Source organism: Oceanospirillum multiglobuliferum (assembly GCF_900167095.1).
GTDB lineage: Bacteria > Pseudomonadota > Gammaproteobacteria > Pseudomonadales > Halomonadaceae > Oceanospirillum > Oceanospirillum multiglobuliferum.
On the sequence record NZ_FUXG01000015.1, the window covers coordinates 57,521 to 71,221 of the forward strand.

Consider the following 13,701-nt stretch of genomic DNA (forward strand, 5'->3'; position numbering starts at 1 on the left):
GTTACACCGCTAAGATGTTTGAAGAAATGTTTTATACTGTGCGCTCATAGCTCAGCTGGATAGAGTACCTGGCTACGAACCAGGCGGTCGGAGGTTCGAATCCTCCTGAGCGCACCATCTAACCTAACCCTTAGGGATGCATTAGGTTGGAGGCGATGTGAAGTGGAAGGCAAGGTTTGATCTAACCTAAATCAAGATTATGTTTACTGAGCACTAGTGCTACAGTTATTGAAAAGTTTTTATGCGCTCATAGCTCAGCTGGATAGAGTACCTGGCTACGAACCAGGCGGTCGGAGGTTCGAATCCTCCTGAGCGCACCACTTTTCGAAAAACCAGAGTCGATTGACTCTGGTTTTTTTTTGCCTATTTTTTGCTTATTGGCAGCCTCATCCGGTATATTTCCACAGCTTCGCTCTCGAAAGCCTCTAACCGTACTCTCTTTATTAACTTCACACGAGTTGTAGGACATCCATGTTTAAAGCCAAAGTGCATCCTTTTATCCAGAAAATGGGGCCTTACGGCATTATTTTGCAAATAATGTTAATTGCCTTACCTGTGTTAACAGGTTTTCGTTTGTTGTTTTCTATTTGGCAGTGGGACCGAGTACAAGCCTCTGGAGTAGGATTTGAACTGTTCTTACAAGGTGTACGCGCTGACCTTATTATGGTGAGTTTGTTAATGGTGCCTTTAGTCTTGTTGGTACCGCTGTTGGCTAATCGTTTTACTTGGTCACTTTGGCGTTTAATCGCTGTATTTTGGGGTGTAGCAGCACTTACGCTATTGGTTTTTATGGAAGTTTCTACGCCTGCTTTTATGATGCAATACGATGTGCGGCCTAATCGCCTATTTGTTGAGTATCTGAAGTACCCTAAAGAGGTGCTTTCAACATTGTGGGAGGGTTTCCGGTTCTGGTTAATCTCAGGCATTGTGCTCACAGGGTTGGGTGCTAGCTATTTTTATCGGCGCTTAAAGAATCACTTAGAAGTTAAGCCTCAGCTAAGCCTATTAAAAACCTTATTGGTTTGGCCGTTAGTGGTATTACTGGTTGCACTGAGTATTCGTTCAACCACTGGGCACCGTCCTGCCAACCCCTCTTTCTTTGCGATCACTGGCGACCCGATGGTGAACTCTTTAGTGATTAATTCAACTTGGTCTGTCGCTTTCGCAATTTATAATCTAAAGCATGAAGCCAAATCTTCAGAAGTCTATGGCAAGATGTCTGATGAGCAGATACTACAGATTGTACGTTCTGAGCCAGCCTTAAAAGATTACGAATTTAATCACCCTAACCAACCAACTTTGCACCTACAAAAGCCTGTAATGCAACGTGAGCGGCCTTTAAATTTAGTGATTGTGTTAGAAGAAAGCTTAGGCGCTACCTACGTTGAATCTCTAGGTGGCATAAAAGGGGTTACTCCTTACCTAGAGGCTTTGAAAAATGATGGCTGGTGGTTTGAAAATCTTTATGCCACAGGCACGCGGTCTGTGCGGGGGATTGAAGCGGTTGTGGCTGGCTATATGCCAACGCCTGCTCGTAGTACCGTGAAACTATCTTTGTCTCAACAGAATTTTGCCACCTTGGCAGATGTTCTAGGCCGACAAGGCTATCACACCGAGTTTATGTATGGGGGTGAGGCGCACTTTGACAATATGCGTAGCTTTTTCACGGGTAACGGTTTCCAACAAATTACTGATCAAAATAGTATCACCAGCCCTGAGTTTGTCGGTAGTTGGGGCGCTAGTGATGGTGATCTGTTCAATAAAGCACATGAGCGTTTTACCGAGCTGCATCAATCTAACAAGCCTTTTTTCGGCTTAGTATTCAGCTCTTCTAACCATGAGCCTTTTGAGTTTCCTGATGGCAAAATTGAGTTGTATGAAGAGCCCAAAGCAACCGTTAATAATGCGGTGAAGTATGCTGACTACGCACTAGGTCAGTTTTTCAAACAAGCCAAAACCAGTGATTATTGGCAAAACACATTATTTTTGGTTGTTGCAGACCATGATAGTCGTGTATACGGCAGTGAGTTAGTACCGGTGAAGAAGTTTCATATTCCTGGGGTGATTGTTGGAGCAGATATACAGGCGAAGTCTATAGAGACCTTAACCAGTCAAATCGATTTGGCACCAACCTTGTTGTCACTCATGGGTATTGAAAGTCAGCACCCTTTTGTTGGGCGTGATCTGGCGCGTGATACAGAGCGTGCAGGGCGCGCTATGATGCAGTTTTTCGATAATTATGCTTGGATGGAGAATGGTCAAGTTACCATTCTTCGACCTAACCAAGACGCAGTGCAGGCCAAGTATGATGCGATAGGGCGTCAGCTAGAAGCGTTACAGCCAGCAGATAAAGTAATGCAAGAAAAGGCGTTAGCCCATGCGTTACTGGCTGCAAAAATGTATGAGCGCCAGCAATATCAGATACCAAAATAAGTCGTCATTGACTAAACAGATCATAAGGCAGCCGTAAAAAGCTGCCTTGCTGACTCACAAACCCCAGTGATATTTTGGTGGGGTTTGTTTTTAATCTATAACCCTCAATTATCTGGCCAGCTGATCTCGCCTTCGCCTTTGTTGCTGATCTGCCACCATAGATCCATTGGTTGATCCGGTTCCCAAGAACCCACAGAGCAGCGAATAGGCTTGGCAAAAAATGCAAAGGCAGCACGGGCGCAGTCGATGTCGGTTGCCCAAGGTGTTTCAGGACTATCAAACCAGATGCTCCAGTATTTTCCCGCCGCTTTTTCAACCACGTTCACTGAAAACTGCACGCCTGTAGCTGTTGTCACCTCGTAGGCCAAGGTGCGCTTATCTAAGCGTTTGGGTGCAGAGATTTGGGTGAACAGTTCGCTGAACCATTGATCAATCTGGCTTTGCTCTGGATCTTGCACATAAATTTCAATATCTGGAAAAGCTTCACTCATTATTTATCATCCCAAAATTTTAAAATGCGAAAGACACTTAATCCTAAATAGCCCAGTAGTGACAGCAGGGCACCAATGCCGATCATAGCCAATGCAAGCAACGCCACCAGCTCTTGTTTTAAAGGGGGGAGATGCGTAGCGCCCTCTGCCCACATTAACATGCCCGCACCACCAAAAAAGATCATGGCACCGATGATCACTCGGCGAAAATTCAGCGGTGCGTTATTTCCCATGCGAATTAAGCGTTGTTTGAGTTTCATCGGGCACACACTCAGCTGTAAATTAGGTTAATAAACGGGCCAAAATACCTTGGTAAATGCCAGTGAGCTTATCCAGATCAGCGGCTTCGATATGCTCGTTGACTTTGTGAATAGTCGCGTTGCAGGGGCCTAACTCCACCACCTGTGTGCCTGTAGGCGCGATAAAGCGACCATCCGATGTACCGCCTGAGGTTGAAAGCTCTGTCTCAATCCCTGTTGCCGCTTTAATGGCTCCACGGCAAGCACTGACCAGAGCACCTTCTTCGGTTAAAAACGGCAGGCCGTTCACCGTCCAGTGAGCATCATAGTCAAGGTGATGCGCTGCTAAAATCGCCTGCGTGCGCTGTTGTAAGGTTTCAACCGTTTGCTCGGTTGAGAAGCGGAAGTTAAACACTACTTCAACCGCACCTGGAATCACGTTTGTGGCGCCTGTGCCGCCATTGATATTGGAGATCTGAAAGCTGGTGGCAGGGAAGTACTCATTGCCATGATCCCAGTGCTCTGCTGACAAGGCCGCTAAAGCAGGGGCAACTTCATGAATCGGGTTACGCGCCAGATGTGGATAAGCCACATGGCCTTGCACCCCTTTCACAATCAGTTTGCAGCCCAAAGATCCCCGACGACCATTCTTGATGATGTCGCCTGTATGGTGTGTGCTAGACGGTTCGCCCACAATGCACCACGTCATCTTTTCATTGCGGGCTTCTAAGTGTTCAACCACTTTGACGGTGCCGTGGGTGGCAACCCCTTCTTCATCACTGGTGATCAAGAATGCGATTGAACCTTGGTGTGTTGGGTGTTCCGCCACAAACTGCTCACAGGCCACCACCATAGAGGCCAAGCTGCCTTTCATATCTGCCGCGCCACGGCCATAAAGTTTGCCGTCCACAATGCAAGGTTCAAAAGGGGGATGTTGCCATTTTTCCTCTGGCCCTGTTGGCACCACGTCGGTATGGCCTGCAAATGCCAGTACAGGGGCCTCAGTTCCCCGACGCGCCCAAAAATTGTCCACATTGTCAAAGCGCAGACGCTCAACGGTAAAGCCAATCGCTTCTAAACGGGCGATCATCAATGCCTGACAACCACTATCTTCTGGCGTGACGGAGCGACGGCTGATCAAATCAAAGGCCAGTTGTAAGGTAGGAGAAAGGGTTTCGGCTGCGGACATGAAACAGATTTCCTTGGCGGTTAGGGTGCAGTGAATAAAGCTCAAAATAGGCGCTAAATCATACCGGAAAGCTCAGGCATCGTCCTGTACAAAATTTAACCAGTTGTTGGGAGCGCTTGAGGACTCAGGCTCCCGACCAGTTATCATCACTTTATCCACAAGGGCATTCAATTAGGCTGTGGGTATTTTTATAAGGGTGCGGTTCAAATAAACGAACCTGACCCTTATCTGAATCAACAGACGGCTAATAGACAGACCATCCAATTTGCTGAGTCATTAATTCAAGCGCGGCCACACTGGCCAAAGAGTTGCCCATTTTGTTCAGACAAGGTGACCAGATACAGATCGAAAAGCGATTAGGCACAATGGCGACAATACCGCCACCGACACCACTTTTGCCCGGCAGCCCTACTTGAAAGGCAAAATTACCCGCCTCGTCATATAAACCACTGGTGGCCATCAAAGCATTCACTTGTCTTGCTTGGTGCGTATCCAGTATTTGTTCCTTTGAGATTTGGCAGAAACCTTTATTGGCCAAAAAGTTAAAGGCTTTGGCCAGATCCACACAACTCATGCGAATGGCACAGTTTGAAAAGTAATTTTTCAGCACCGATTCAACTTCATTATTGAAGTTACCATAGGACTGCATCAGGTAAGCCATTGCGGCATTTCTTGAGCGGTGCTCATATTCGGAACGCGCTACTTTTTGATCGGAATAAACTCCAGAATTACCTGACACGCGTCGCACAAACTCACGCATGGCGTAATGTGGCGAAGCAAACCTAGACTGGTTCATATCACTGACCACTAACGCGCCAGCATTAATGAAAGGATTACGAGGAATGCCGTTTTCATACTCTAGTTGAACCAAAGAGTTAAACGGCAAACCCGAGGGTTCACGCCCAACACGCTGCCACATACTGTCACCATAGTGTTTCATGGCAAGCGTTAAACTGAACACTTTGGAGATGCTCTGAATGGAAAAAGGCACTTGGGCATCACCAATTTGAAATAGCTCGCCTTGATTGCTGTAAATAGCGATACCAAATTGATTGGGACTGACCTCCGCCAGAGCGGGAATATAATCGGCAACTTTGCCCTGACCCACGAGCGGGAGAATATCGGCATAAATTTTGGTGAGTAGAGTGTCCACCGAGTGATCCTAATTGTTGTTGTCATTTTAAGGGGGCGTCATTCTGCCAGATCATCCACCATTTTGAATAGCTCCCCTCCCCCTCTCAGTTATTCCCACAAAGCAATTAACGATTCAGCGGTTATTTAAGCGATAATAGTCCCTTTTAAGTTTAAGCAATGACGGGAGTTCAGCGATGGTGAATGCAGAAAACCTTCCAACAACACCCTCTAGCATTTTAAACAAGCCCCGCTCGAATAATTTGTCTGTTTGGGCATTTTGGGTACTATTCGGTTGGTGTGTACTATTATCTTTCACTTTGTATGACAGCTTTAAACGCAGCCATCAACAACAGCGCCAACAAGTGCAGCAAGCCGTTGAAAATCTTAGCCAATACTTGAATAACGAATTGGGACGATTTGAAAATATTCCTCGGCTGCTGGCCAGTAATTATATGATTCGCAAAGGCTTAGAAGACAACTTAGGCTCTGACGAATTGAACCACCTGCTATTAGAGGTCGCCAGTAGCAGCGGCGATAATAACGACGTTTATGTGATGAACGCCGAAGGCTTGGTATTGGCAAGTAGCAATTACCAAAGCGAGCAAAGTTTTGTGCAGGCCAATTTTGCCTTTCGCCCCTATTTCCAACAGGCAATGCAAGGCGACCACCATGCTTACTACGCTTTAGGGGTACGTTCAGGTGAGCGGGGCGTGTTTTTTTCGGCTCCGGTGGTCGTGAATGCTCAGACAATAGGTGTGGTCACCGTAAAGGTTGAAGTCGCCCAGTTTGAACAAAATGCTCAATTGTTATCTGGGCTGCCTCAACTCAAGTTTTTGGCCTATGGTGAAGATCAAGTGGTGTTCCTCTCAAATGAACCGAGTTGGCAGTTGGCTCAGCTACAAGCACTGCCCTCTGCGCAATGGCAAGCCTTGCAAACATCCAGACGGTATTTGGATTTAACCCCGCAGGTGTTAACCAATCGCCGCTTTCAACATGCGACTTTTGATTCTCCGTTATGGGCATTCAGTGAGCCTCAAAAGAAAAGCCGAGCCACCGCATCAAGTCGCACCTACTTTTATGCACAGGCCGAGCTGCCTTTGCTGCAATTGAATCTGGTCGCCTTACTGCCAGAGGTACAGTTGAACTATCAGCACTTGGCGCTGTTGGCGTTGGTCACTGTGCTTTACCTGTTACTGTTGCTGGTGGGGTTTTATCTGTATCGTCATTTTATGGGTTATCAACAATTGCTGTTTACCCAACGTAGTTTGGCATTAGAGGTTGAACAGCGTTCTAAAGCCTTGGCCGAAGCACAAGATGCGTTAGTGCAGTCGGCGAAGCTGGCGACTATCGGGCAGTTATCCGCCAGCATCAACCACGAGATTAACCAACCCTTAAGTGCCATGAGTACCTATCTGGTCAGCTCAAAGCGGATGCTCGACAAGGGCATGATTGAAGAGGCCAAAACCAACCTAAACACCTTGTCCGTATTGGTAGAGCGGGTGCATAAAATCGTCGCGCAGTTGAAGCAGTTTAGCCGCAGTGATCGCCAAGGTCTGCAACATTGCGACTTACAAATTTGTTTGAACAACGCCTTGATGATTGTCGGTCCGCAGATGAAGGCGCAAGGGGTTGAGTTTAACGCTGCGGCAACGGATTTGCGGGTTTATGTTGATCCATTGCGTTTTGAACAGGTGTTGGTCAACCTGCTCAGTAATGCCGTGGATGCAATGGCCGAAAGCCATCTCAAACAGTTGAACTTGTCTGTGCACACCGAAACGGATGAGGTGACAATCACCATTGCCGACACTGGACAAGGTCTAGATCTGCAACAGATTGACACCATTTTTGAACCCTTTTTCACCACCAAGTCTAATCATGGTTTAGGCTTAGGTTTATCGGTATCGCGCAATATTATTCGTTCCTTTCAGGGCGAGTTGAGCGCTGAAAACCGACCAGAAGGTGGCGCTATTTTTACTATTCACTTAAAACGGGAAGCAGATCCATGTCAGTAACTACGCGGGATATTATTGTCATCGACGATGAAGAGATCATCCGAGATGCCTTAGCGCAGCTGCTGACCTTGGAAGGTTATCAAGTGAAAACGTTCCAATCGGCGCTCACCGCCTTGAGTCATGTAAACCGCGACTTTGCCGGTATTGTGATCAGCGATATCAACATGCCACATATGACTGGGCTAGAGCTGTTGGCACAGGTGCAAGCCTTTGACAGCGAGTTGCCCGTGATTTTGTTAACCGGATTTGCCGATGTGGCCTTAGCCGTAGAGGCGATGCACCAAGGGGCTTATGACTTTTTTGAAAAGCCGATCAACGAGCGCCTGCTGGATTCTATCGCCCGTGCTTTAGATAAGCGGCGTTTGGTGCTGGAGAACCGCCAACTGAAAAAAGCGGTTAAGCACAATAAAGAGCCGGGAGTGCGTATTTTAGGGGAAACGCCCGCCATGCAGGCGATGCTTGAGCTGCTGAATACCGTAGCGGATACCCCCGCCGATGTGTTGATTCAAGGGGAAACTGGCACAGGTAAAGAGTTGGTTGCACGTTTTCTGCATGATCACAGCCAGCGCTCTGGTGCTCACTTTGTGGCGTTAAACTGCGCGGCCATTCCTGAAAACTTGATCGAAAGCGAACTTTTTGGTGCCATGAAAGGGGCTTACACAGGGGCAGATGAAACCCGTATCGGCAAGTTCGAATTTGCCAATGGCGGCACCGTTTTTTTAGATGAAATTGAAGCCACGCCTATGGCGCTGCAAGTGAAATTGCTGCGTATTTTAGAAGAGCGCAAAGTCACCCCTGTCGGCAGCAATCAAAGTATTGATCTGGATATTCGCGTTGTCGCGGCGACCAAAGTGGATCTGTTGGCGCTGGCGCAGCAAGGCGCGTTTCGGATTGACCTGTACTATCGACTGAATCTTGTCAAAGTGGATATTCCACCTTTGCGAGCGCGTAAGGCAGATATTCCCTTGTTGTTTAAACATTTCAGCTCAATTGCTGCAAACCGTTTTCATAAGGCGCTGTGCCCACTCAACAGTGATGCCTTACAACAGCTATTAGAGTACGACTGGCCGGGCAATGTACGTGAGCTGCGTAACGTGGCAGAGCGTCATGTGCTATTGGGTACTGTGATCGATTTGGATCAACCCAACCATCAGGCGCTGTTTCATCAGGATTTAAGCTTGGCGCAAAAGGTTGCATTTTATGAGCAGTCGATTTTGGAGGACAGCCTGCGTCAAACCTCTGGCTCTGTGAAAAAAGCCTGTGAGCTGTTGAAGCTGCCGCGTAAAACCTTTTACGACAAAATGGCCAAGTACGGCTTAGAACCTAGCCAGTACAAAGCCGACTGACCTTGGCAACTTCGGCTTTATAAAGTGTGTGGAAATCGTGAAAATGCAGCTCGGTTTTTTGTAGGGGAAACCGCACAAAAAACGGTGGGTACGAGTTTTGTTTTCTATAAACTATTGAATTATAAGGTTATTTTGTTTTAATTTTGCATTGGCAATCTTATTGCTCCTCTAGGGTTATGACCTAAATACCCAGTGGACGGGTTAAACCCAACCAAGAGAGGACGCCATTGTGAGCGAACAAAACAAAAAAACACCTTGGGTAATGCTATTGCTCGGCCCTGCTGTGATGTTACTAACGGTACTGATCGACCCTCCTTTTGCAGGCTTATCAGTAGGCGCATGGCGCACCGCAGGCTTAGCCTTCTGGATGGCCAGTTGGTGGATCTCAGAAGCTGTACCTATTCCAGCGGCCTCACTGCTACCTTTATTGGTATCACCGATGGCGGGTATTGTGAATATCAAAACAGCCGCCGCCCCTTATGCCCACCCATTGATCTTCCTATTCTTAGGGGGCTTCCTGTTGTCGATCGCAATGGAGCGTTGGCACCTGCACAAACGTATCGCCTTAACCACCATGCTCTATGCGGGCGCTAAACCCAGTTTGCAGATTTTAGGCATGATGTTGGTGACTGCGTTCTTGTCCATGTGGATGTCGAACACCGCCACCGCCGTGATGATGCTGCCTATTGCTCTATCCGTGATTCAGATTGTGCGTGAAAAAGACAGCAGTAACGACGCCTTTGGCAAAGCGATGCTGTTATCTATCGCCTATGGTGCCAGCATCGGTGGTATCGCCACCCTAATCGGCACCCCACCAAACGCTTTGATGGCTGCTTATTTAGCTGACAGCTATAAAATCGAAGTGGGTTTTGCAGACTGGATGCTGATTGGTGTCCCCGTTGCCAGCATCATGTTAATCATCTGTTGGTTCTGGCTGACCAAAGTCAGTTACAAGGTTGACCAAGCAGGTGAAGTCAGTGCCAAGTCCGTCTTTCAAGAGCAACTCAACACGTTGGGTGCAATGAGCAAAGGCGAGAAAAAAGTGCTGGCCATCTTTGTGTTTGCCGCACTGAGCTGGGTTTTCCGTCCGTTTATTACCGATGTGACAGGCTTATCATTGTCTGACACGGGCATTGCCATCGCCGCTGCGCTTTTGCTGTTCACCGTACCAGTACAGGTGGGTAGTGACGAGCGTGTGCTCGATTGGGAAAGCGCCAAAAAAGTACCTTGGGGCATTCTGTTGCTGTTCGGGGGTGGTTTAACCTTGGCGGCCCAAATTAAAAGCTCAGGTTTGGCTGAATACATCGCCCTGCAAATCGAAGGCGCAAGCGTACTGCCTTTGCTCCTAGGCGTGTTATTGGTGACGGCACTGATCACCTTTTTAACTGAAATCACCAGTAACACAGCGACTGCTGCAGGTTTTCTACCCTTGTTAGGTCCAGTGGCTGAGTCCATTACTGGCACCCCATTGGTGTGGGTGATTCCGGCCACTATCGCCGCCAGTTGCGCCTTCATGATGCCTGTTGCGACCCCTCCTAACGCTATTGTCTTTGGCTCTGGCCTGTTACAGATGCGCGATATGATGCGGGCGGGCTTCTTCCTGAATCTTGTTGCCATCGTACTGATTACCGCCGCGACCTTTGTTTTGGTGCCGATGGTATTTACTTATTAAGGCTGACAACCCCACGTTAAAAATAGCGCCCGCATCATCAGATAGCGGGCGTTTTTGTTTTTGGCTTAATCAAAATACTCTTAGGCATAATCGTCTTTCTAGCTGCTCTAAAAACAGAAAAGTCCCATTTTTAGCGAGAAAATGTCATGTTTACATCTGATCTCTATCGCCATAATGAGTTTATACCAAGCAGCTATTGTTTCGAGGACTGGTAAACACCGCTGCAAGCGCCGATCACTGTTATCGGTTTTGATTGCCACAAAACAACAAGTAATGGGTACAGACTCTATGAACACGCCAAATCCTATGCTCGATAAACTGAAAGAGATTCTGCCAGCCATCCGTGCGAATGCAAACAAAGCGGAAGAGCTACGTCAGGTACCGAAAGAGAATATTGAGATGCTGCACGGCATCGGCCTAAACCGCGTATTTTTACCTAAGGCTTATGGCGGTCTTGAGATCTCTCTACCAGAGTTTACAGATTGCATCGCAGCATTGGCAGGCGCTTGCTGCTCAACCGCTTGGGCTTATAGCTTGCTGTGTACCCATAACCACCAGATGGCGATGTTTAACAAACAAGCACAGGACGAGTTTTGGGGTGAGAACCCAGATGCAGTAGCCTCTTCATCTATTGCCCCATTTGGCCAATATGAAGAAGCAGAAGGTGGCATCATCTTTACTGGTGATATGAAGTGGAGCTCAGGCGTTGATCACGCGGATTGGATCATCGTAGGCTTGAACCGTATCGTGAATGATCAAAAAGTGTACAGCTTCGCCGTGATTCCGCGCAGCGAATTCACCATTATTGATGATTGGTACTCTGTTGCGATGCAGGGTTCAGGTACGAAAACCGCACATATCGACCGTGTATTTGTACCTGAGCACCGTATTCAGGCGGCTGGCGATATGATGGAAGGCCGTCATGCGGGTCGTTCACTTTACCCAGACAGCAAAATTTTCCACACACCTTACCGCCCCTATTTCGCATCAGGCTTCGCGTCAATGAGCTTGGGTGTGGCAGAGCGTATGATCGAAGTCTACAAAGATCTGACCAAAAGCCGTGTTCGCGCTTATACCGGTGCGAAGGTTGAAGGTTCTGTTCCACCGATGCTGCGTATTGCTGAGTCTTACCAGCAAGTGTGTGCAGCGCGTGCTTATCTGGAAAAAACTTGGAATGAGCACAAAGAATACGGCGAGCGCCACGAATATCCAGACCGTTACACACTGGCGCACTGGCGTACTAACCAAGCTTACGCCGTTAAAATGTGCGTAGAAGCGGTTAACCGTCTGTGGGCTGTGATGGGTGCATCTAACTGGTATCAAGACCGTGAGGCTCAGCGTCTATGGCGTGAGTCAAACATGACCGCTGCTCATGCGTATACCGATTATGATGTCTGCGCGCAGATCATTGGTCGTGAACTGTTGGGTATGGAACCCGATCCAACCCTGCTATAAGACCTGACCCAAGTGAGAGGGACTCTCCCTGCCCTCTTACTTGACTCCAGTGTTTTAACCTCACTCCGAGGTGGCATGAAATGCAAGTGCTAACAAAATTAAAAAAGCGGCTATGTGCGTTCAAAACTGCAATATCGGCGCAGAATAAGCCGTCTGAAATGTCCAATGCTAATAAATATAGTGCACTGAATGCAGGTGTTTTTCTGGTCCCTTATTACTAATGACTGCAGCGACATCCGACTAGAAAGTACACAACATTTGCAAAATGCTGCGCAACAATACACAGGATCAAAATCATGACAACCCCATTTGACCCACGCGATTTTCGCCGTGCTCTGGGCAACTTCGCCACTGGTGTAACGGTTATTACGGCTTGTACACCAGAGGGTGTGCAAACAGGTGTGACCGCCAACAGCTTCAACTCGGTCTCTCTTGATCCTGCTTTGGTGCTGTGGAGCATTATGAAAACTTCGGGCAGTGTCGAAATTTTTGACAAGGCCACTCACTTTGCTGTGAATGTTCTAGCAGCGGATCAGATTCCGTTGTCGAACCACTTTGCCCGCCCATCTGATGATAAGTTTGCTGATATTCGCTACGAAAAAGGTTTAGGTGGTGCGGCATTGCTACCAGATTGCGCAGCGCGCTTTCAGTGCGAAAATTATCAGAAGATTGACGGTGGTGATCACTGGATTCTGATTGGTAAAGTGGTGGCCTATGATGACATTGGCCGTGCGCCACTGCTTTATCATGGCGGTGCTTATTCTGCGGTTATTCCTCATGCGGGCGTTAAACCTAAAGAATCTGAGGCCACAGATGCAGGCAAAGCTAAAAATGACAAGCGTCTGGCAGACAACATGTTCTATCAGATGATCCAAGCGGTGAAACGCTATCAGGCCAGCTATCAGCCGCTACAACTGGCAACAGGTTTACGTACTATCGAAGCACGTATGCTGTTGACCTTGAATGATTTCGGCAGCTTATCTTCTAGCGAGCTTGAGCAGCGTATCGGCATGCCAGATCATGACCTACATGCAGCTGTTGATACTTTATGTCGCAAAGAGTGGGTTACGCGTACCGATAATCAGCTGAGCTTAACGCCAGCAGGGACTGAACAAGCTGAAGTACTATGGAAAATCGCCAATGACCGCCAAAAAGAGGTCTTTGGACAGTTTACAGAGGAAGAGTTAGCCATTTTTCGAAAAGTATTAGAGGCAGTATAAACCTCTAGTGCCTTAGCTGTGCCTGTGCGTCTCATCGCACTTTGAATATTGTTTGTGTTTGCCTGCTTCGCCCAGTCTTTTGACTGGGCTTTTTTACTTTCAGCCTTTCAGCTCAATACCTTCCGCCTCGAATATTTTCTTTAGCTCGTCATAACCTTCTAACTGCATGATCAACTCTGATTTCTGAGACTGAGCAATCGTCAGCCAATGTGCCCCCTCTAGGGCGCCGACTAATGCATACAACAGGTTTAAACTGGGTTTATTCAAGCTTGTTTCTTTAACTTGAATGAAAGCTCGAATGGCACCTAGTGCACGCAGCGTTTTTATAGAATCAATACCTGCCTCAATTAGCATCGCTTCTGACTTTGGGCCAAGCCCGTTGAGGTCTCTTAATCTTTGCATCAAATCCCTCGTGAATATAGCGTTTGAGCCGCTTACAGATCACAGTGGTGCCATAAAGGGCTCTGAAGTGTCTGCTTGTTGGGGCAGCAGCGCAATTTCTGTTCAGCC

The 13,701-nt window shown here is 47.7% G+C and carries 11 protein-coding genes and 2 tRNA genes; 8 read left to right on the forward strand and 5 right to left on the reverse strand.

Going from position 1 to position 13,701, the window contains the following annotated elements; all coding sequences use genetic code 11:
* Positions 1-40 precede the first annotated feature (40 nt).
* From B5D26_RS11285 to B5D26_RS11295, 3 genes are all read left to right on the forward strand, one after another.
* A tRNA-Arg gene (locus B5D26_RS11285) sits at positions 41-117 on the forward strand.
* A 126-nt stretch (positions 118-243) separates the two neighbouring features.
* Positions 244-320 (forward strand) — tRNA-Arg (locus B5D26_RS11290).
* Between the two features lie 151 nt (positions 321-471).
* Positions 472-2,433 carry an LTA synthase family protein gene (locus tag B5D26_RS11295; RefSeq protein WP_078745839.1) on the forward strand — a complete coding sequence of 654 codons (1,962 nt, stop codon included), beginning with the start codon at positions 472-474 and terminating at the stop codon, positions 2,431-2,433.
* 104 nt (positions 2,434-2,537) lie between these two features.
* On the opposite strand, the gene B5D26_RS11300 is transcribed toward B5D26_RS11295, so the two are convergent.
* The 4 genes from B5D26_RS11300 to glsB all read right to left on the reverse strand — a co-directional run bounded on the left by B5D26_RS11300 (position 2,538) and on the right by glsB (position 5,505).
* Positions 2,538-2,924 carry a hypothetical protein gene (locus B5D26_RS11300; protein ID WP_078745840.1) on the reverse strand — a complete coding sequence of 129 codons (387 nt, stop codon included), beginning with the start codon at positions 2,922-2,924 and terminating at the stop codon, positions 2,538-2,540.
* Entirely contained in the window at positions 2,924-3,184 is a 261-nt protein-coding gene (locus B5D26_RS11305; RefSeq protein ID WP_078745841.1) for a hypothetical protein, read from the reverse strand. The genes B5D26_RS11300 and B5D26_RS11305 overlap by 1 nt, the downstream gene beginning before the upstream one ends.
* A 22-nt stretch (positions 3,185-3,206) precedes the next feature.
* Positions 3,207-4,352 carry a succinyl-diaminopimelate desuccinylase gene (gene dapE / locus B5D26_RS11310; RefSeq protein ID WP_078745842.1) on the reverse strand — a complete coding sequence of 382 codons (1,146 nt, stop codon included), beginning with the start codon at positions 4,350-4,352 and terminating at the stop codon, positions 3,207-3,209.
* Between the two features lie 244 nt (positions 4,353-4,596).
* Entirely contained in the window at positions 4,597-5,505 is a 909-nt protein-coding gene (gene glsB, locus B5D26_RS11315; protein WP_078745843.1) for a glutaminase B, read from the reverse strand.
* A 175-nt stretch (positions 5,506-5,680) separates the two neighbouring features.
* Here glsB and B5D26_RS11320 point away from each other — a divergent pair, with 175 nt between their 5' ends.
* The 5 genes from B5D26_RS11320 to B5D26_RS11340 all read left to right on the forward strand — a co-directional run bounded on the left by B5D26_RS11320 (position 5,681) and on the right by B5D26_RS11340 (position 13,191).
* The gene (locus B5D26_RS11320) at positions 5,681-7,498 is read left to right on the forward strand and encodes an ATP-binding protein (RefSeq protein ID WP_078745844.1); all 1,818 of its coding nucleotides are present in this window, start codon (positions 5,681-5,683) and stop codon (positions 7,496-7,498) included.
* A complete protein-coding gene (locus B5D26_RS11325) occupies positions 7,489-8,844 on the forward strand; it encodes a sigma-54-dependent transcriptional regulator (RefSeq protein WP_078745845.1) in 1,356 nt (451 codons plus the stop codon). The genes B5D26_RS11320 and B5D26_RS11325 overlap by 10 nt, the downstream gene beginning before the upstream one ends.
* Positions 8,845-9,073: 229 nt before the next feature.
* A complete protein-coding gene (locus B5D26_RS11330) occupies positions 9,074-10,516 on the forward strand; it encodes an SLC13 family permease (protein ID WP_234985282.1) in 1,443 nt (480 codons plus the stop codon).
* 141 nt (positions 10,517-10,657) lie between these two features.
* Positions 10,658-11,971 carry a p-hydroxyphenylacetate 3-hydroxylase oxygenase component gene (locus B5D26_RS11335; RefSeq protein WP_234985283.1) on the forward strand — a complete coding sequence of 438 codons (1,314 nt, stop codon included), beginning with the start codon at positions 10,658-10,660 and terminating at the stop codon, positions 11,969-11,971.
* A 296-nt stretch (positions 11,972-12,267) separates the two neighbouring features.
* A complete protein-coding gene (locus B5D26_RS11340) occupies positions 12,268-13,191 on the forward strand; it encodes a p-hydroxyphenylacetate 3-hydroxylase reductase component (RefSeq protein ID WP_078745846.1) in 924 nt (307 codons plus the stop codon).
* Between the two features lie 99 nt (positions 13,192-13,290).
* Here the strand turns inward: B5D26_RS11340 and B5D26_RS11345 are convergent, their stop codons facing one another.
* On the reverse strand, positions 13,291-13,593 hold the full coding sequence (locus B5D26_RS11345; RefSeq protein WP_078745847.1) for a TfoX/Sxy family protein: 303 nt from the start codon (positions 13,591-13,593) through the stop codon (positions 13,291-13,293).
* Positions 13,594-13,701 lie beyond the last annotated feature (108 nt).